The organism is Sphingobacterium thalpophilum, assembly GCF_901482695.1.
Lineage (GTDB): Bacteria > Bacteroidota > Bacteroidia > Sphingobacteriales > Sphingobacteriaceae > Sphingobacterium > Sphingobacterium thalpophilum.
The window spans coordinates 5,793,971-5,813,184 of sequence record NZ_LR590484.1; the positions used below are offsets into that span (position 1 = coordinate 5,793,971).

At 42.9% G+C, this 19,214-nt stretch carries 15 protein-coding genes; 3 read left to right on the forward strand and 12 right to left on the reverse strand.

The genetic code is table 11. The features are described 5' to 3' along the window. Positions 1–22 precede the first annotated feature (22 nt). The 8 genes from FGL37_RS24720 to FGL37_RS24755 form a co-directional block, all read right to left on the reverse strand. A complete protein-coding gene (locus FGL37_RS24720; protein WP_028068603.1) occupies positions 23–469 on the reverse strand; it encodes an Hsp20/alpha crystallin family protein in 447 nt (148 codons plus the stop codon). Between the two features lie 59 nt (positions 470–528). Next, positions 529–822 (reverse strand): hypothetical protein, encoded by a 294-nt coding sequence (locus tag FGL37_RS24725; RefSeq protein WP_051606493.1) that lies wholly within the window; start codon positions 820–822, stop codon positions 529–531. A 218-nt stretch (positions 823–1,040) separates the two neighbouring features. Further along, on the reverse strand, positions 1,041–1,379 hold the full coding sequence (locus tag FGL37_RS24730; RefSeq protein WP_028068604.1) for a hypothetical protein: 339 nt from the start codon (positions 1,377–1,379) through the stop codon (positions 1,041–1,043). Positions 1,380–1,389: 10 nt separating this feature from the next. Continuing rightward, entirely contained in the window at positions 1,390–1,947 is a 558-nt protein-coding gene (locus tag FGL37_RS24735; RefSeq protein WP_197734507.1) for an RNA polymerase sigma factor, read from the reverse strand. A 120-nt stretch (positions 1,948–2,067) separates the two neighbouring features. Beyond that, entirely contained in the window at positions 2,068–3,069 is a 1,002-nt protein-coding gene (locus tag FGL37_RS24740; protein WP_028068606.1) for an FAD:protein FMN transferase, read from the reverse strand. A gap of 60 nt (positions 3,070–3,129) precedes the next feature. Continuing rightward, entirely contained in the window at positions 3,130–5,322 is a 2,193-nt protein-coding gene (locus FGL37_RS24745; protein ID WP_028068607.1) for a PepSY domain-containing protein, read from the reverse strand. A 6-nt stretch (positions 5,323–5,328) separates the two neighbouring features. Beyond that, entirely contained in the window at positions 5,329–5,814 is a 486-nt protein-coding gene (locus FGL37_RS24750; protein WP_028068608.1) for a DUF2271 domain-containing protein, read from the reverse strand. Positions 5,815–5,889: 75 nt separating this feature from the next. Beyond that, entirely contained in the window at positions 5,890–7,392 is a 1,503-nt protein-coding gene (locus tag FGL37_RS24755) for an ankyrin repeat domain-containing protein (RefSeq protein ID WP_028068609.1), read from the reverse strand. Positions 7,393–7,735: 343 nt separating this feature from the next. Here FGL37_RS24755 and FGL37_RS24760 point away from each other — a divergent pair, with 343 nt between their 5' ends. Next, the gene (locus tag FGL37_RS24760) at positions 7,736–8,680 is read left to right on the forward strand and encodes an alpha/beta fold hydrolase (protein ID WP_081817774.1); all 945 of its coding nucleotides are present in this window, start codon (positions 7,736–7,738) and stop codon (positions 8,678–8,680) included. Here FGL37_RS24760 and FGL37_RS24765 read toward each other — a convergent pair. From FGL37_RS24765 to FGL37_RS24780, 4 genes are all read right to left on the reverse strand, one after another. Continuing rightward, positions 8,675–9,784, reverse strand: coding sequence for a family 43 glycosylhydrolase (locus FGL37_RS24765; protein WP_028068611.1), 1,110 nt, complete (start codon positions 9,782–9,784; stop codon positions 8,675–8,677). The two genes, FGL37_RS24760 and FGL37_RS24765, sit on opposite strands and share 6 nt — an antisense overlap. A gap of 55 nt (positions 9,785–9,839) precedes the next feature. Continuing rightward, positions 9,840–11,684, reverse strand: coding sequence for a glycoside hydrolase family 2 protein (locus FGL37_RS24770; RefSeq protein WP_028068612.1), 1,845 nt, complete (start codon positions 11,682–11,684; stop codon positions 9,840–9,842). A gap of 22 nt (positions 11,685–11,706) precedes the next feature. After that, positions 11,707–13,755 (reverse strand): beta-L-arabinofuranosidase domain-containing protein, encoded by a 2,049-nt coding sequence (locus FGL37_RS24775; protein WP_028068613.1) that lies wholly within the window; start codon positions 13,753–13,755, stop codon positions 11,707–11,709. A gap of 201 nt (positions 13,756–13,956) precedes the next feature. Next, positions 13,957–15,117, reverse strand: coding sequence for an aldose epimerase family protein (locus FGL37_RS24780; protein ID WP_028068614.1), 1,161 nt, complete (start codon positions 15,115–15,117; stop codon positions 13,957–13,959). A 174-nt stretch (positions 15,118–15,291) separates the two neighbouring features. On the opposite strand from FGL37_RS24780, the gene FGL37_RS24785 reads away from it, so the two are divergent. Further along, positions 15,292–18,444, forward strand: a complete 3,153-nt coding sequence (locus FGL37_RS24785) for a ligand-binding sensor domain-containing protein (RefSeq protein WP_160169456.1) — start codon at positions 15,292–15,294, stop codon at positions 18,442–18,444. Between the two features lie 2 nt (positions 18,445–18,446). Beyond that, complete coding sequence (locus FGL37_RS24790) at positions 18,447–19,214, forward strand: response regulator transcription factor (RefSeq protein ID WP_232048772.1); 768 nt, start codon at positions 18,447–18,449, stop codon at positions 19,212–19,214.

Sequence of the window (19,214 nt, forward strand, 5' to 3'; positions counted from 1 at the left end):
ATATCGCTGTGGAAACAGCTTTTTAATCGATGACCACCTCCTTCGGCGTCTTGATGTTCTCCAAGTCCTTGGGTAGAATTACTGTCAAGACACCCTCTTCAAAACTAGCGTGCACATTGTCGGTCAGCACCTGCTCATTTAACTGGAATTCGCGCTCGAATGCTGCACCTGGTTGTTCTTTATAAATATATGCTGCATTGTCATTTTCATTTTCCGTACAGGAAATCTTTAAAATCCCATCGTTGATGCTTACCTGAAATTGTTCTTTTTTTCGGCCGGCGGCAAATACCTGTACTTCATAGAATTCGGCATTCTCAGCAATATTTACGGGAACAGCCGCCGCATCATGTGCTCTGCCGCCATCTTCGAAAAAATGCTGCTGAAATTTTTCGAAACGGTCTTTAAAATGCTGACCGCAAAATCTATTATAATTTGAATATGCTCTAGTCTGTTGATTTCTTTTAAACATGTCTTTCCGTTTTAATATTTTGTAAACTGTTGTTTATTATGTATTCCGTACAATTTGGATTAATATACTGGTACTATCGTGGCATCTTTCGGACGCTGTTGCTTGTGCAACGGCACTATTGCCATTACCCTTTCAGCATTGCTGTATAAATGGGGATAGACTGGGGCCTTTTCTTTTTCCGATAGCTGCATTTCCCTGCGTCGCAGTCGCGACATCGCAAAACTTCCTATTCCGATCAAAATGGTTGCAAAAAGCAGTAATTTAAAAATCGTTCCAATAATCAATGTGGCAAAGCCAACTATTGCCGTAAGCGCTAGCAGACGGGGCAATATAAATCGAATTTTATGTTTCATTTTTTTCTATTAATTGTTCATCAAATTTCCAGATCTTTTATCCACTGCAACCTCCATACATTCGCTAGCCGTCGGGGCGTTGTGGGCCAGTTTGCCGACGATCATTGCTATAGTGCCGTTTTCGATTGCTGCATCTTTCAGAGCCTGGTATAAAAAAAGGCGCCTTTATTTAAGAAGACGCCTGTTTATACTTTTTACTTTAAAAAAATTACACTTTTTTAAAATCCACATCGGTCGCCAAAACGGCGTTTCCACTCTTCGCGCAACCGCTCTCGTTCTTCATCGGAAAGATCTTCTTGTCGATCCATAGGACGCGAAAAGTTCTTGCGGAACCCGCCACGTCCCGGTTTCCCAAAACCCCGTCCAAACAGGATTCGCGATAACACAAAAAGTCCAAAGGCCTGCCAATAAGTAATTGCCTTTAGATTGAAAATATCGCACACCACTGTGTTCCACAGAAACTGGAGTAAGGCAACCAGCAAGAAAACGCCAATGACAACCGCAGCAAATACAAACGCAAACTTGCCTCTTCCTCGTTTTCTCATTCTTCTATCCATAGCTTTATTCTTAAAATTTTAATTCCTCGTACAGACTCCGCAAACGGAGGCGCAAATGCTTAACTGCGTAGCCCTTTCGGCTAATGATCGTCTTTAGATTTTCATTTTCCATGTCGGCGATCTCCTGGAGCGTTTTTTCTTCCATCTCGTTGAGAATAAACACCCGACGTTGTTTTTCCGGCAATTCTTCCAATGCTTTCATCAATTCGTCCCAAAAAATATCTTTGAACAGTTTAAGTTCTGCATTATTAGAGTCATCTACAAGGAGAAACTGACGCACCGGAAAAGCGGATTCACCTTCTTCGTCCCCTTCCAGGAGTTCATCGAGCGATTCACTTTTCTTTTTTCGATAACTATCAGTAATCTTATTACGCGTCACCGCATACAACCATGCGCTGGCATTTTCCAGTTCGTCCATATTGGTCAGCCGGCTCAATTGATACCATACTTCTTGTAAGATATCTTCAGCGTCCTCTGCCTTTTTTACTTTACCTTTTACAAAACGTAGCAGCTGGCTTCCATAAGTCTTGACAATATCCGTAAATGATCTGGAATTTTTCTCTGCCATTTGATTTTGGTATGCAATGTCCATAGTAGCGCAGACGATTCAAAACGTCTTTTACTTTAAACTATTTTATCATTTACGTATTGGTAGTACTGGTGCACATCATCCGGAATCAGCTGCTGGCTACATATGTCTGCGTGTATTTGACCTCCGCTTATCCTGCAGCACCTTCCCTTTGTCCGTAATAAAGATAAAACGATATTCTGGAAATTTTAGGATTAATTTTACGCCCTCTAGTTCCCCCAGTACCATGACGGAGGTGCTCAGTGCGTTGGCGATTTCTGCGGATGGGCCATAAATGGTTACGGAAGTCAATCCCGATGCCGGATATCCTGTGCGGGGATCTACAATGTGAGCATAACGTTTTCCCTCAATTTCTGCAAACTTTTCGTAGCTGCCGGACGTCGCTACCGAACCATCAGTGAGCTGGAGTATTTGGACCATCTGATGAGATTTGAAGGGGTTATTTACGCCGATTTTCCAAAAGTCGCCGTCGGGTCGCCTGCCCCAGGCGGATAGATCTCCAGAAGCATTGACAATACCAGCTTTTATTCCTCGGGCTACCATCATCTCCCGGCCACGGTCTGCTGCATACCCTTTCCCTATGGAACCAAAACCAATCTTCATACCCGGCAGTTCCAGAAAAATTGTCGATGCCGCGCTATCCAACCGAATATGCTTATATCCTACCTTAGCAACCGACCGGCGAATTGACGTTTCGGAAGGCATCGTTATCATGCTGCCGTCAAACTTCCAGACTTTATCCATCGCAGCAATACTGATATCAAAAGCGCCCTGTGAATTTTCGCTATACTGGATAGCCCGCTGGGTCAGTTCAAATACCTCACGATCTACTTTGACGGGCCTTATTCCTGCATTGCGATTCACTTCAGAAATCTGTGTATGCGGGCGCCATTCGGAAATTAAATTTTCGATCCGGTCGATTTCAGCGATCACTTCAGCAATATGTTGTGCGGCGGATAAGGTATCCCTGTCTATCAGCGTAATCTCGAATATCGACCCCATCAGGGTTACCTGTTTCTTAAGCAGTACCTGTGAAAATACCGCCGAAACGTTCATCCAAAGAAATAAGGGCAGCAGCAAAAATTGTCTAACTTGTACCATAACCCAACATTGTTCAAAAGTTAAAATGCATATCCTAACGGATTGCCAAACCAAGCAATTTTAGTAACAATCAGTCAATACCTGACCGATGCGTTTATAATATTCGAGTGTTTTACCTGAACTCTTCAGTAGAATTTCGTTTAATACAGCTTCTACGTCATGTTGCATTTGCAACGCACCGCAGAGCATGACACAACCGTTATGTTCCAGCAGATTTACAAAATACACACCCTCTTCGCGGATCAGATCCATTACATATTGTGCCGGTTGCTCACGTGAAAACGCCAGCCGCAGTTGTTGCAATTGCCCTAGGTGTTTTTGTTCCTCAGCAAATTGGCGGTAGTGGGCCGTCGTCGCGTTGTCATAACGGAATCCGGCATACAGCCGGACCGGCGTTTTAGCCTGGTTTTCGGCGATCATACCTAAAAACGGTGCAATACCTGTACCATTCGCGATTAGGGCAACAGCAGGAGCAGACTTTGGAAAGTGGAATCGGGGATTGACGAGAACACGGGCTTCCAGCAGCTGATGCTGCTGGAGCTGATAAAGAAAGCTAGAACCAAACCCATCCGGGAACAACTTAACAACCAGCTGCACCATCCCGTTTTTATATCCAATGGAATAAAAGCGCTCACGCTGATCCTTTGCGGGATAAATAGCCAGCAAATCTCCCGATTGGATCTGCACCCTATCCTGCGGCTTTAATAAAACGGTAAATGTGCTGTTGTTCGCTGACAGTACGGATTTTTCGATAACCCTAAACCGCTTAAGTCCGGCAACTTTCGGGGTATAAATCGCAGGTGTGGAGACTATAGCGATACCAGTCTTTTCGCTCCAGTGATGTATCCATGAAATCAATTCGTCCACATTTTTATCATTAACGGTATGAAGAGGAATCAGACGGTTCGCCCAGGACTGCTGCGCCAACAATATATCTATTTCATGCGCATAAGCGCAGAAGTCGGGATAAGCTTTTGACCCAAAGCCAAGCACCGAAAAATTGACGGCCTGCTGGGAATAGGTCCATATTTTTTTTCCAAACTGAGATGCATTGGAAGGCGCGGTCCCCAAACCGTACGTAGAGGTAAAGACAATAATATGCTTTGCTCTCGGAAAAGTTTGGTATTGATTCATACCTAACAAAAGTGATTTCTGTCCGTCGGCAAGGAGCTGTTTATGAATCTGATTGGCAAAAAATGATGTACTACCATTTTCTGTACCGACAAGAATAATGATTTCGGCCTCACCGGTAGAATAACAATTTTTAATTTTAATACGGGTGCGCTTGAATGTAATGACAAACCCGGTATAGATAAAAAACAGGATATTTAGCGATGCCAGTCCCAGAATAATGGCCCAAATCCGATTTGTCTGGCCAGTATGCAGATCAAGGGAAACTTGTTCGGCCAACGCAGTAAACGGGTATGTCACCTCTTTATGGATAGATCCGTTCAGCTGATTTATGGTAAGCTCGCGGTCCTTCAGTTTGAGCACATAGTATTCCTCTGGATCATCTTCCATAAAAGGGAATTCGACTTTAACGACGTCACTTAGCTTAGTTCGCTTAAAGATCGAAAAGTTCGCTATATCTCTTTCCGCCTGTTCGGTTTTGACCTGGTATTCGACGGTCTGATTTGTTTTATCTAAAAGACCGATACGGACCATGAATAAATATGTTCCTGTCAAGGCCAGGATAAAAACCGGAATTAAAAATAAACGGCCTGAAACAACATGAAAATATTGAGAAAAAAAATCACGGTTGATCTTTGCAAAAAAGTTTCGAACGCCTTGCTGGCGCTTCACGATCAGTACAAGCCCAGAAACAGTAATCAGGAATAAAAGAAAAGAGACCACACCGATGATGACCCGCCCTGTCACTTTAAGAAATAGCGAACGGTGTAAAGCGGTAACCCACTGAACAAACTGACTTTTATTGTCTTTTTCGCCCAGAAATTTACCGGTTTTCGGGTCTATATATCCCTTTACAGAACTGCCTTTCGTATCAACTGCGTCAATACTCACAAATTGACCGTAATCTATTGTAAGTTCAACAATCTCTGGGTAGATCTTTCTCAAATTAGGTAGTGTCTGCGAAAGATCAAGAGAGTCGATATTTTCCGCCCTATAGGACGATCTTTGTTCATTTACGGCATCAACAGCCAGAATAACTCCCGTTACGGCCAAAAGTAGCAAAAATACGGAAGAAACAATTGCCAGAGCCAAATGGGCATACCGCCATACAGATACCAGCATTTTCTCCTATTGTATCTTGCTTAATTTGACGAGTCTAATATAGCCTTTACCGCTTGCTTTTTCGGTGATAGCCGATTTCGTCAATGGGATTTCAACCTCCGCCGTATGATAATTTTGCTCTTCAACAGCTGATTCAAAACGGAGCTTATAGCCTTTGTTAAATTTAGATTCATCGATTTCTAATGTGCGTATAGCACGATCCCCCCCGCCCACAGAAGCACCGGTGACGGCATTCAATTTCTCTTTCGTTTTGCTCTGAAATTTATACCATTCTTTCAGTGTATTATACCACTGTTTGTCCGGGCCTAACACGGCGAGCGTCTTTTCGTATGCGCCTTTCGGATTAATCAACGATATGATAACGTAAGCTTTCTCACCTTGGTAAGCGTTCATCTGTATCATACATTTGTATTTACCTGTCTGAGCAAAAGCGATTACGGAGACAATGGAAAACAGGAATGTGGTCAGCGCGATTTTAATTGTAGTATTCATATATATATATTTTTAAAACCGTATGAAATTCCAGTCCATGGCTGGAGCTGCGAAACATACGGAAAATTCATATTATTATTTTAAAAAGTCGAGTTGTACATTTCCTTTTGACAAAAATTCATTTTCTTTTGCGAGGTCATAAGCTGTCTCATCAAATTCTGTCTTTAGGTCCTTTTTAGCCCCTAGAGATATCAAGGTTTTCAACAAAGTATCATCTTTTGCGATCAACGCTGCTTTATGCAGCGCAGTAACGCCCTCTTGATCCTGCGCATTGATATCGGCACCAAGTTCCTTAGCAAGCTGTATCATTCGGGCATTTTCTTTACCCACCGCCAAATGGTACAGGGTACTGCCATTTTTTTGCGGCGCTGCAACATCTAAGCCTGCGGATTGAAGCAGCGTTAGTTTTTTCGTAAAGTCGTCCGCCTGTGCTGGGCGGGATGCCTGTTGCTGGCCCTTCTGGACTGCTTCTTTATAGGAATTAAACCAATGATAAGCCAGATTATTACCATCTTTATCCAGCTGTCTGACGTCCGCTCCATTGTTTATCAGTAGGGCGACAATTGCGGCAGAACCATTTTCAATAGCCTTGGTCAACGCCGACTCTCCCTTTTCATTTACTGCATTCACATTTTTTGCTTTGGAAAGGAGCAGCTCTACCAATTGCGGATCTTTGCCACCTGCCGCCAACATGAGTGCGGTATTACCTTCATTATCAATCTTCGCCACATCAACACCTCTGTCCACAAAGTAGTTGATTACCTTCATATCAGGTCTACGCATCAACGCGTGCAACAGCGTCGCACCGTCTTTATTGATAACCTTCGGATCAAGTTTAAGCTCTTCGACCAGATAGGTGTAGGTTTCAAGTCCATTCGAAACTTGTCTTGAGCCTTGTGTTGCAAAGAATAATGCCTGACTGGTCGGCTTTACTCCCCGGGCGATAAGTTTTTCTATGATCGTCGTGTTACCCAATTTTGCGGCATAATCCGCGACAGTGCGGCCATATTCGTCCGTATCGTGGATAGAAAGCCCTTTCTGTATAAAATAATCTGTCAGTGCAAGATCTTTGTCGGCCGAAACGGCAAGCATCATCAATGTTGCCCCGCCCTCGTATTTTTGTTTCGGATCTATACCTGCTTTGAACAGCGATTCATAAATAGCCGTGTTGGTATTACCGCTAGAGGCTGCATAGGCGACGATCGGATATCCATGACTGTCCTGATACTTTACGTCCGATCCTTTTGCAATTAGATAGTCAACGAGTTCGGCATTGCCACTTGAAGCAGCCCAATGCAAATAGCTACGGCTGTGGTGTGTCTTTTTTGAAACACTATTTCCGTCTTGCTCAATCATAAATTTCACAACATCGGTCGCTGCACCATTTAGTATGGCCATAGTTACCGGATCAAAAGACGCTGCGTTTGGCTGCGAAGGACTATTTCCTTTTTTGATCTCATCCTGCACATCGGTCAACGTTGGCTTACCTTTCCAAAAATCACCATTCATCAATGAATTTGTCTGTGCATTGGCATATGAAGCCACAAAAAGTAAAGCTGCTAGTAATGTTTTTTTCATCAGAATATATTTTATCGCAATGGATTATCCTCAAGCTTCTTATCATTTAGCATACATGCATAGCGTGAGAATAATTCGTATGAACGTTGAGTTATTACTTTATTTAAATTAATTCTAAATTACTGCAAATCTAAAAAATAATTCCACACTAAAAAAATTATTCAGGTCAAACTGTACGTCATTGACTTTATTACAGGCTCACATCAGGCTAGGTTTTACTTAAAATGATCAACTCTCAACTGACTATTAAGGATTAGCGAACAGCGAAAATGGCAAATTTTCTCAGATTTGCAAATCAAACAAATTTGCAGTAGTTTGCTTAATATCTAAAAAGAATATCATCATGACTACAGTTGTATCCAGTCCGATAAAGATCGCTCCCCTTAGCGGCGAGAAAGCGTATACACTTTTTAATCGTATTTATGAGCCAGCTGACGGAAGGATACTAGGCAGCATGTTGATTATTCATGGTATGCAGGAACACAGTGGGCGTTATGAGGAGTTAGCTCAATATCTCGCAGGACGTGGGGTCGCAGTGTTGACCTACGATCAGCTGGGGCATGGAAAAACAGCGGGTGATAGGAATGCTCTGGGCTATTTTCAAGCCCGCCGACCGGTTCAACAGCTTATCAGTGATGCAGCGACAATGAGTAAGCTCTTAAAAAGCCGCTATGTTAACCGGCCACATTTCATACTCGGACATTCGATGGGCTCCTTTGTTGCCCGTTGTGTTCTTCAGGAAGCAGGAGACCATTTTCAGGGCGCAATAATCGTAGGTACAGGACAACGTCCCAAAGGTGCTGTCCTATTACGTGGATTATTGGCACTGTTAAACATTCTTGCTCCGCAAAAAAGAAGCAGAATCATCAATCGGCTTTTTAGCATGCGGAATAATGCTCGCTTTACCTATGAGCCCCCTCAAAATGGCAGCAATTGGTTAAGTGCCAATACGGAAAACAGGCTGCGTTTTCTCAAAGACCCCTTATGCGGCGGGCTATTTACGAACAACGGTTTTTTTACGGTGCTTAGTCTGACACTACGGGCAACAGATCCTGACAACACAGCGAAGGTCCCCGGCAACTTACCTATCTTATTCATCAGCGGGCAGGACGATCCTATTGGTGACTTCGGTGCCGGTGTTGAACAGACGGCCAATCAATTACGTTCACAGGGGCTAACCGATCTTACGGTAAATCTCTACAAAGGCATGCGCCATGAAATACTGAATGAAGATTGCAAGCAAGAAATTTTTGAAACGATTCGTCAGTGGATAACGCAGCATTTATGATGACTTTGGTGCTGGGATAAATATAGGAGCTTGCTGTTCCGTTACACTACTTGTTGCTCCCTCGATAACAGGCCAGCCCTGTTGCCAATTAACCTGATCCAGTAGAAGCATACGCCGGTTACCTCCCGTAGGAACCCGCGGCCGTTTTGGATCCATAGCATGGTAAAGTATCCAGTCCTTTCCGCGATCATCACGAATAATCCGGGAGCTATGTCCAGTTCCCACAAAGCGATCGTTTCCCCTTAACAAGAGCGTGCCACTCCCCCGTTTAGTCAGGTCCCGGCCTTCGCGATCCAAGTAGGGGCCCCGCAGATGTTTAGATCTGCCAACGAGGATATGATAAGTGCTTTTCTCCCCCTCACAGCACGAGCCTTTTGAGCCTATAAAATAATAATAGCCGTTCCGCTTATGAATCACGACTGCTTCGAAATCCCCCGCAGCAACCTTAAACTTCTTACTTAAGTCAGGTATGGCGGTACCGTTATCATCCAGTTCGATGCCATAGGTACCTTGGGTCGGGGCATCACTAAAACTTCCCCAGAAGAGATAATTACGACCATTTTCCCGGAAAAAATACGGGTCGATTGAGTTGGGTACATCGATTTCTTTGCTATCGAATAGTTTCCCCTGATCAACAAACGGTCCTTGGGGATTTTCAGCTATCGCAACCCCGATGCCGGGATTAGGATCGCCCCAGGTCGAATACGCATAATACATGATGTATTTTCCATTCAGCACAACCACGTCCGGCGCCCAGATTCCTCCTGCAGCTTTCCAACTGGGTTTAGCAGAAAAAGCTGTACCGATCCAGTTCCAATGCACAAGATCATTGGACTGCAGAATGGACACGAGGCGCTGCCCTCTACCGTCCCCCCAGTTATCCGCTGTTCCATAAGCGTAAAAGAGTTTATCTTCGGGGCTTCGCACGACAGAGGGGTCAGCAAGTATTGGTTCAAAGACAGGATTGGAATACATCTTTTTTTGTACCGATAAATTGCCGGTACGGACCGTCTGAGCAACCGAGCCTGCTGAACTCCCACAGGAGTTCAGCAGGCTCGGTAACACAACTGCGCCGATGCAATATTTTGTTATCAAACGTAACATTAGTTTTTAATTAAATACAAAATCATTACTCATTATACTGTTGATATGCTGTAGCCTATTTGATTGGAGCCGTATACAATGCCCGGTGCACAGCGTTCAGTTCAGCCTCAGGCATTTTGACGACTTTACGGTCATAAGTCATTAGTCCATTGGTTTCGACTTCAACATCCGTCGTCTGTGTATAAACTGCCGCCGAAAGCCCCATTGGAATAAGTCTTGTTAAGTCGCGAATCAAATGCTTGTACCGTTCCAAGAGCTCAGTTTTATTCTTGAAAGTCTGATAGCCCCAATTATCTTTTTGCTGCCAGGTATGTCCATCCACTGGAAGCCCAAGACCTCCAAACTCACCGAGTGCTAATACTTGTTTGGATCCGAACAAACGAGGATCTGGCATGGCGGCATCTGGATAATTATGAATATCCAAGATATGGCCTGTTTCCATAAAGTTACCTCCACTGGCGCTGTTTACTAAACGGGAAGGATCATTGGCGATCGTCCATTCGGTAATCTCTTTCGTTTTAAACTGTCCCCAAGCTTCATTAAAAGGCACCCAAATGACAATACTTGGAAAATTGTGAAGCACATCCATAATGTTCTTCCATTCCTTTCGATAGTAGCCTTCCGATTGTTGAGTGCGTATTTTATCACGATTACCGCCCGATATTTTGCCGGGTTGCATATCCCAATGATTACCTCCTAAATCACCGCTCGGCATGTCCTGCCATACCAGAACACCAATACTATCGCAGTATCGGTACCAGCGTGCCGGCTCCACTTTAATGTGTTTGCGGATCATATTAAAGCCCATTTCTTTTGTCTTAATAATATCAAACTTCAACGCTTCGTCGGTCGGAGCAGTATGCAAGCCATCGGGCCACCAACCCTGATCAAGGGGACCGTATTGGAAATTGAACTGATTATTTAACATCAGTCGCTGTATGCCGTTCTGGTCTTTTTCCATACTTATTTTACGCATTGCAAAATAGCTCTTCGCATGGTCGATCACTTTGCCTTTACGAAGAAGCTGAATTTCTAAGTCGTAAAGCTTGGGATTGCTGGGTGACCAAGGTTCCAAATTCGGTACAGCAAGGTCAAACAACGTATTGGGCTGGCCAGTTTGTTCTTTAATCACCCGGCTTCCGTCCAACGCCCGCACTTTGATTTCGTCGCCGGCCTGGCTTCCTTCTACTATTGCTTGGAAAGCTAAGACTCCCTGATCCAAATTAGGCGTCTGTTTGGTATTAACAATATAGGTCTGTGGTACACTTTCAAGCCATACTGTTTGCCATATACCTGTTACTGGGGTATACCAAATTCCATTGGGATGATTTACCTGCTTGCCTCTGGGCTGGGGGCCATCATCTGTCGGGTCCCAAACGCGCAAGGCGACTTCCTGTTTCGCCCCTTTCTTAAGCAAACGAGTTATATCCATGGAAAATGGATCAAAACCACCTTCATGGCGCCCGACCAGTTGGCCATTGACATATACATCACATTGCCAGTCAACGGCACCGAAATGCAACAACACCTTATTCTTGCTCACAGATTTATCTAGTGTTATGACATTGTAGTACCATAGTGCTTTATCTTTTCCAACCTGCTTGCCGACTCCTGAAAGCGCGGATTCTATGGCAAAAGGAACTAAAATTTGACCATCCCATTGAGCAGGGATCTCTTTTGTATCCACCCCGGTCACCGCGTATTTCCATAATCCATTCAAGTTTTGCCAGTTGTTGGATCTTATTAATTGTGGTCTTGGGTATTCCGGATGTGGCTGCCGGGGTGTTATTTTTTCTGCCCAAGGGGTCAATATATGCGTATTGACTGGTTTCCAATCTTGCGCAAAATTCAATTGAGCAGCTACCATCAAGCTCGCAAAAAATAAGGTTTTTTTCATCATAAAAGCTGTTTTATTTATATATTTATTGTTTAATAGTTGGAAAAGCCGAGATACGCAATCGAGCAGCCCCCATCGGGATAAGTTCTACTTCCTGCACTGCAGCCGTACTTTCAACAGGACTCACAGGCAATACTCCCGTCAATCCGTTTTCATCAATCTTCCAGCCATCGACTTGTTTTGCCTTCACCATAATTGAAATTGGTACCGCATCTGCGCTAAAGGGAAAGTTGTCCTTCGGCCAAGGACGTCTGACGATTTTTAACCGGTCGACAGTTTTCAACTGCTGTGAAAGCAAACCATAATTCCAGTCGCTGGCAGGCAGAATTTCGTAGGAGGGCCATTTTGCCGGATCAGCTGTTTCCTGCCATTTCGAATCGCCAATTGCGGAAACTTTACTGTCCTTTTTTACATAGTTTTCTTTAATTTTCAGCGCATAAGTAAGCGGTCCGCGTTGGATACTAACCGCATTCTTGTTTTCGGTCCAGGTTTTTAAAGCCACGTGCATAGGCAGCGAAAGCTCTACTCGATCGCCGTCCTGCCATGCCCGATCAATGCGTATGTACTTTGTACCTGCACTTATACGTTGGGATTTACCATTGATCTTGACCTGTGCTTGTGTCGCCCAAGCTGGTATCCGCAAATAGAATGGAAAACTGACTGTCTTTCCATAGGTATCCATTTCGAAATGGAGTGCCTCCTCAAAGGGATAATCTGTAACCTGCTTCACCTTTATTCTCTGGTTATTGGCTACTTTAGCTTCAGCAGTAGAAGCCGCATATAAGACAGCAGCAAGCCCATTATCATTGGTGGCCATATAAAGATGCTCGGCGTAATAGGGCCAGCCCTGGCTATGGTTATGCTGGCAACACCGAGAACTAAACGGATTCATCATCAGGAACGGCCCATTGTTGTCAATTCCAGGAGCGTGGTTATGGCTGTCACTGATACTCATGTTGGGACTTGTGATATAACGTAATGCTTTAAAGTCAGCGGTGACTGCTGCGGGATAAGTATTAAAAGCAACTTCCTCAGCATGATCTGCCCAGAATGGATCTCCTGTTATCCCCAACAGAATTTCGTTGGATGCCATCTGCTCCACCATACCGCAGGTTTCAACTCCTTGACGTGGATCGGTATAACCGGGACGAGCGTTTTCATCAGCACCAAACATCCCGCCCGGTACTTGTCCAAAGACTTGTCGCACAAATTGAAAATTATCATAAGTTGCCTTTAAATCCTCCTCAGCCTGGCTCTTGAGATAATAAGTAGCAGGTTCTCTAAAACACTGTGCGATATTGACGTTATGCCAATTGGGTAAATCATTTTTCTGTCGCCAATTCGCGGTATTTCGATGAATTTTGTCAGCAAGCTCCAGTAACCAACCATTATCTGAAGTCCGATTGTACAGCCAATAAACGGACAACAGGTTATCTCCGCCCCGACTATTTTCCCAATAGTCTTTCAAGAAAAAACTGTCTGGTAAATTTGCCTGCCATTTAAAGTAATTGGTCATCAGAGTAAGCACGCGTTGATCTCCGCTATATTCATAATACGACTGCAGGCACCAAAGCATAATCATGTTGCCCCACAGATCAGGCTTATTGTTTCGCAGAATCAATGGACCAAAGTAGCCATCGGGTCGCTGGCTTCTGATTGCGGCTTCAAGCCATATTTTAGACTCGGCAATAATACCGGGATCCTTTAATATATAGCCTAAATTTGCATAACCTTTCAACCAATACGGAACCTCCTCCCAACCGTAGTCACCTTTGCCATCCGTGCTCAACCAAGCGTTATTCTTTTTGGATAGCCAAGCACTGATTTCACCTAAATGTCCAGTCAGACCATCTTTCTGCAATTCCAGGTACTTGCCCAGCCATCCCTGAGGAACGATGTTCCCGACAGGTAATTTCAGCAAAGCGTTCTGTTTTAGCGGAAAGCGGTTGTTTATATAATTTAAGTTTGTACCTGCCAGCGGCAGCTGCCTGACCTCAGTCACTATACTCGTCTGAGCCGAAGCGAATAGGCAAAGACCGGTCAAATAAGATAATAGGGCAACTTTTTTTATCATTATCAATGGATTAGTATTATAACTGATTAGTCAAATTTATGTTTTAATTAACACTTAAAAGGATTTATTTTTCTCAAAACACTGCCTATTTGTATCAAATGTGATTAATGATACCAAGGTCTGTTATGCTAAGAAGGAAACAAAAGAGAAAGCACATCACTTCACAGCGAGATGCTTTCAACCAATCATTATAAATATGAATTATTTTACCGAAAAACGGTAGAGGGATTTGGTATGATAAATAGCTCCGGGCGACAAGACTGTCGTCGGAAAATTAGGCTGATTAGGCGAGTCGGGGAAATGCTGAGGTTCTAAACAGAATGCTGTTCTAAAGGAATCTTTTGCACCGTTTTTAAGCTGCACCTGTTCGTTCATAAAATTACCGCTGTAAAACTGTATGCCCGGCTCAGTAGTGAGAATATCCATAACAATACCGGATTTATCACCGACCACACGCGCCGCTTTATACCAATCACCCTCTTTTTCCTGCGCCAAAACAAAATTATGGTCATATCCCTTGCCATATTCTAATTGCAGATCTCGAGCATCGATATCCTTTCCAATTCGTTTCATTACAGTAAAATCAAATGGTGTCCCTTTTACGGTAGCCAGCTGACCTGTTGGTATCAGTGTGCTATCCACCGGAGTATATTGCTCTGCAAATAGCTGAAGCTCATGATTTAAGATTGTGCCGCTCCCTTCTCCATTCAGGTTAAAATACGCATGGTTTGTTAAATTGATGACTGTCTTTTGATCAGATTGTGCCCGATAGGTGATTTCTAACTCATTATTATCATGTAAGGTATAGGTAACCTCCATATTGATATTGCCAGGAAATCCCTCGTGCCGATCAGGCAACGTATAACTAAAAGTAAGTGACGATTTATTAGATGACTTCAAAGTCCAGTTGGCAAAATGAACTCCTTTAAAACCACCATGAAGCGTATTCGGACCATTATTGACCGCCAGTCTATACCTTTGGTCATCTAATATGAATTGTCCTTTTGCTATGCGGTTACCGAACGGTCCAACTATTGTACCGAAAAATGGTTCTTTCGGGTTATTGTAACTACTGGCTTTAGAAAAGCCTAAAACCACGTCAACAAAGTTGCCCTCCCGGTCGGGAACCCATAAACCCACCAAACGAGCACCAAAGTTTGTCAAGTATGCTTTTGCACCCGTTGAGTTACTTAATTCGTATAAATAGGACACTTTTTGATCGACTACCGCTTTAAAGGAAGTGGTGTCCATATAACTTATCTGAGAATCAGGTTTATTTTTCTCTGATTTGCGAGACTGCTGACAGGAGCTCCCCAGTACTATTAGAGCCATTGCCGCAGTCAATGCCGATATTCCGTTCATTCGTTTTGATTTATAGGGTTTATAATCCTAGTTTAAGATAAGAACGATATTCTTATCTATATTTTTTATAATTTTAGCAATTACAATCTATCGCCTAAAGTGCTAAATATTTTAATTTTAATATGATTAATTTGTTTCATTTTAACGCTATTTTGTATCAATATGTGAATGATCATGGCAAACCTAAAATCTCTGTTTATTCTTTTTCTGTTGTTGGTGGGGGAATTGGTCTGTGCCCAGCCCTATTATTTTAACCATTATCAGATCAACGAAGGTCTATCCAACAATGCAGTGATCTGTAGCATGCAGGACAGCTATGGATTTTTGTGGTTTGGAACAAAGGATGGCTTAAACCGATTTGACGGACATAATTTCCGACATTTTAATTCTTCGACCACCGAAAAAAACAGCCTTGGCGGCAACAACATTATTTCGCTAAGAGAAGACTTTAATAAACATATCTGGGTCGGCACCGATCAGGGTATTTATTGCTATAATCCGGTAGACGAACAATTTAGATTGCTCAGCAAAGAGTTTGAAAACGCTGACGTACCGGTGATCATCACTGATCAAAAACAAAGAATCTGGTTTATCTCCAATGGTATGCTTTATTGTCACGATCTGATCAAACAGATCACCAAACAGATTACCCAATCAGATCTCTATATCACATCGGTCAGCTGCACAAAAAATGGAAACATATATTTTGGTACACCTGAAGGCAAGATGTTCCAAGTAGACAAGTCCGGCCGGCCATTTTTGATGCTCGATTTCCAACTAAAATACGGTGCGAAAGATTGGTTTAGTATTGAGAAAATTGCGGAAAACCGGCAAGGAGAATTATTAATAGGCACTTCTAAATCAGGTGTCTATACATACAATCTGAAATCCAGAATTCTGAAATCTATTTTGGGACCTGATCACGTGCACCAGTTCCTATATGTACGGGATATCCTGCAACCAAATGAGAACGAATATTGGTTTGCCACTGAATCTGGCCTCTTTATTTACCGAATTGACAGCCAAACCTTTATCAATATTCAAAAAGAACGGGAAAATCCATGGGGTATTTCTGATAATGCGGTATATAATATTTTGCAAGATAAAGATCAGGGCATTTGGATAGGCACCTACTTTGGTGGAATCAACTACTATCATAAAAATAACAGCATCATCGAGAAATTTTTACCGGGGGAGCAGCCGGGCCGCCTAAAGGGATCCGTTGTCCGTATTATCAGAAAAGACGCTTCGGGTCATATATGGATCGGTACCGAAAATGGCGGATTGTCTAAATTAGACCCACTTTCTGGCAATATCGAAAACTATTCGGAAAAAAAAGGCAACCTAGCCAACAATAATATACATGGTATCCTTCCGATCCAGGATAAGCTGCTTGTGGGCTCCTTTGTCAATGGTCTGGATATCTTCGATGCGACGGCGAAGCGCGTCACCTATCATATTGATAGAAATAGCTCTGTTAAATCGGATCTGCAAAGCAATTTTCTTTTCTTCATACAACAGACCCGAAATGGAGACATATTAGCGGCATCTACACGCGGATTTTATCGATTTGATCTTAACACGAAAACATTTCACCTGATATCGAATGTACCAGCATATATGTTTTATACGACCATTTGGGAAGACAAACGAGGCAATATCTGGCTAGGTACCTGGCGTGATGGGCTGATTTGTTATCATCCAAGAAGCGGATATTTTAAACACTACAGACACCATGCGGCAGATCAGCACTCATTACCCAACAACCGTATCAATAGTATCTTTGAAGATTCCAAAAATCAGATTTGGGTGGCAACAGAAGGTGGTATGGCAAAAAAGCTGCCCCAAGGCGAAGGTTTCGAGAAAATTGGCATAAATGAGGGAATGCCCAGCAACGTCATCTTGGCGTTTCTCGAAGATCGTCAGAATAATCTTTGGGTAAGTACATCAAAAGGGTTAGTAAGATACAATATATTACATGGCAAAAAGCGGATTTTTAACCTCGAATCCGGTCTTCCCACAGTTCAGTTCAACTATAACTCATCTTTTAACGATGATGCCGGAAACTTTTATTTTGGAACGATCAACGGGCTGATTCGATTTGATCCCTACAAGCTCAATGCCATTAACTATAACACTGATATCCCCATCTATATCACGAATCTACAGGTTAACAACAGAATGATACGTCTCGATACAGATAGTAACATTTTGTCAAAGTCTATCCTCTTTACAGACAAAATCCAGTTAAAACACGATGAGTCGTCATTCAGCCTAGATTTTGCCGCACTGCATTATCAAGCTCCGCATTCTATACATTATAGTTATCAAATGGAAGGCCTTGACGAAAATTGGGTAGACATCAACAGTGGTCAGCGCGCGTATTTCACTAAACTGTCACCCGGCAAGTATATATTTACCATTAAGGCCAAAGATCCCAATGGAAATACAATACCCACTTTCGCCAGACTTGAAATTGTGATTCTGCCGCCGATCTGGGCCAGTATGCCGGCATATATCTGTTATGCCTTAATTTTCTTCGGACTAGTGGCCTTTGTTTTCTATCATTTTAACGAAAAGGTTAAACAGCGTAATAGACAGCATCTTCTAACCGTCCAAAATCACCGGGAGCAAGAACTATATCGATCAAAAATCAATTTTTATACCGACGTAGCCCATGAGATACGTACGCCGCTCACCTTAATTAAAGCGCCATTGGAAAAGCTGATGGACAAAGTAGAACATAATCCCGTCACCGACAAACTGTTACTCACGATGCAAAACAATACCGATAAATTGATTAGCCTCAGCAATCAGCTGCTGGATTTCAGAAAGGTTGAGGCCGAAGGCTTTAAACTGCGTTTTGAACTCGAGAACATCAGTGAGATTGTACAGGATATTCTGAGTAACTTCAGCATCACAGCCCAAGCCCAGGAAAAGAGCATACAATCCTCCATTACCCCCTCCATAATGGGCTACATTGATGCTGAAGCTTTCGACAAAATCTGCTACAACCTCTTCAATAATGCGCTAAAATACTCCTCAAAATGTATAGAAGTCGATCTAAAGGTTGATAAACAGAAAAATATGCTTATATTAACCGTGAAAAACGACGGTACACTAATTCCGCCGAAAGATAGGGAAAGAATTTTCGAACCATTCAACCGCTCAAAGCAAAATAGGAACGTTCATGGAAGTGGCTTAGGTCTGGCACTGACAAAGTCTTTGACATTGAAACACCAAGGCGCCCTATCTTATCATGCTGACGAGTTAGGATGGAACGTGTTTAATTTGACATTACCTTTGAATCACCATACAAACTCATGATTATGAATGCGAAATCCCATATATTACTGGTCGATGACCATACCGAACTGCTTGATTTTATCGCCGATGATCTTAATGAAGACTACCAGATTACGACAAGCACGAATGGAAAAGAAGCATTAAACATATTGTCGTCTGAATATTTCGATCTGATCATTAGCGATGTGATGATGCCCGAGATGGATGGTTACGAGCTCTGCAAAAAAATAAAGGAAGATATTGCTTATGCCCATATTCCAGTCATTTTATTGACTGCGAAAAATAGCATTGAGTCAAAAATTCAGGGATTGGAGTTTGGCGCCGATGCGTATATCGAAAAACCCTTTTCGCCTGCATTTTTGAGAGCTCAGATCGCGAGCTTATTAAAAAACCGGATCAAAGTGAAGGAGTTTTTCATCAAAAATCCAATGTCGCAGATACAGCATATTGGTCAAAATCAGCCAGATCAGGATTTTCTACGAAAAATTGACCAAATCATCACGGAACATTTGGATGATCCCCAATTTAACGTAGATAAAATGGCAGATATACTTTGTATGAGCCGTCCCACGCTTTACCGGAAAATTAATATTGTATCAAGTTTGTCGCCGAATGAACTGATCAATCTGACCCGTTTACGAAAGGCTGCCGAACTACTCAGCCTACGGCAATATAAGGTTTATGAGATATCCAATCTACTGGGATATAGTTCCGCAACGCATTTCTCCCGGAACTTCCAGAAACAGTTTGGCCTCAGCCCAACTGAGTTCCAGGAAGCACAGTCCAAGTAA

What these genes read in the sequence shown, in the direction of transcription:
- FGL37_RS24780 (WP_028068614.1), bottom strand. Translation starts at nt 15,117, where the DNA reads ATGAACGGAATATCGGCATTGACTGCGGCAATGGCTCTAATAGTACTG.
- FGL37_RS24760 (WP_081817774.1), top strand. Translation starts at nt 7,736, where the DNA reads ATGACTACAGTTGTATCCAGTCCGATAAAGATCGCTCCCCTTAGCGGC.
- FGL37_RS24735 (WP_197734507.1), bottom strand. Translation starts at nt 1,947, where the DNA reads ATGGCAGAGAAAAATTCCAGATCATTTACGGATATTGTCAAGACTTAT.
- FGL37_RS24765 (WP_028068611.1), bottom strand. Translation starts at nt 9,784, where the DNA reads ATGTTACGTTTGATAACAAAATATTGCATCGGCGCAGTTGTGTTACCG.
- FGL37_RS24750 (WP_028068608.1), bottom strand. Translation starts at nt 5,814, where the DNA reads ATGAATACTACAATTAAAATCGCGCTGACCACATTCCTGTTTTCCATT.
- FGL37_RS24730 (WP_028068604.1), bottom strand. Translation starts at nt 1,379, where the DNA reads ATGGATAGAAGAATGAGAAAACGAGGAAGAGGCAAGTTTGCGTTTGTA.
- FGL37_RS24745 (WP_028068607.1), bottom strand. Translation starts at nt 5,322, where the DNA reads ATGCTGGTATCTGTATGGCGGTATGCCCATTTGGCTCTGGCAATTGTT.
- FGL37_RS24740 (WP_028068606.1), bottom strand. Translation starts at nt 3,069, where the DNA reads ATGGTACAAGTTAGACAATTTTTGCTGCTGCCCTTATTTCTTTGGATG.
- FGL37_RS24785 (WP_160169456.1), top strand. Translation starts at nt 15,292, where the DNA reads ATGGCAAACCTAAAATCTCTGTTTATTCTTTTTCTGTTGTTGGTGGGG.
- FGL37_RS24755 (WP_028068609.1), bottom strand. Translation starts at nt 7,392, where the DNA reads ATGAAAAAAACATTACTAGCAGCTTTACTTTTTGTGGCTTCATATGCC.
- FGL37_RS24770 (WP_028068612.1), bottom strand. Translation starts at nt 11,684, where the DNA reads ATGATGAAAAAAACCTTATTTTTTGCGAGCTTGATGGTAGCTGCTCAA.
- FGL37_RS24720 (WP_028068603.1), bottom strand. Translation starts at nt 469, where the DNA reads ATGTTTAAAAGAAATCAACAGACTAGAGCATATTCAAATTATAATAGA.
- FGL37_RS24775 (WP_028068613.1), bottom strand. Translation starts at nt 13,755, where the DNA reads ATGATAAAAAAAGTTGCCCTATTATCTTATTTGACCGGTCTTTGCCTA.
- FGL37_RS24790 (WP_232048772.1), top strand. Translation starts at nt 18,447, where the DNA reads ATGAATGCGAAATCCCATATATTACTGGTCGATGACCATACCGAACTG.
- FGL37_RS24725 (WP_051606493.1), bottom strand. Translation starts at nt 822, where the DNA reads ATGAAACATAAAATTCGATTTATATTGCCCCGTCTGCTAGCGCTTACG.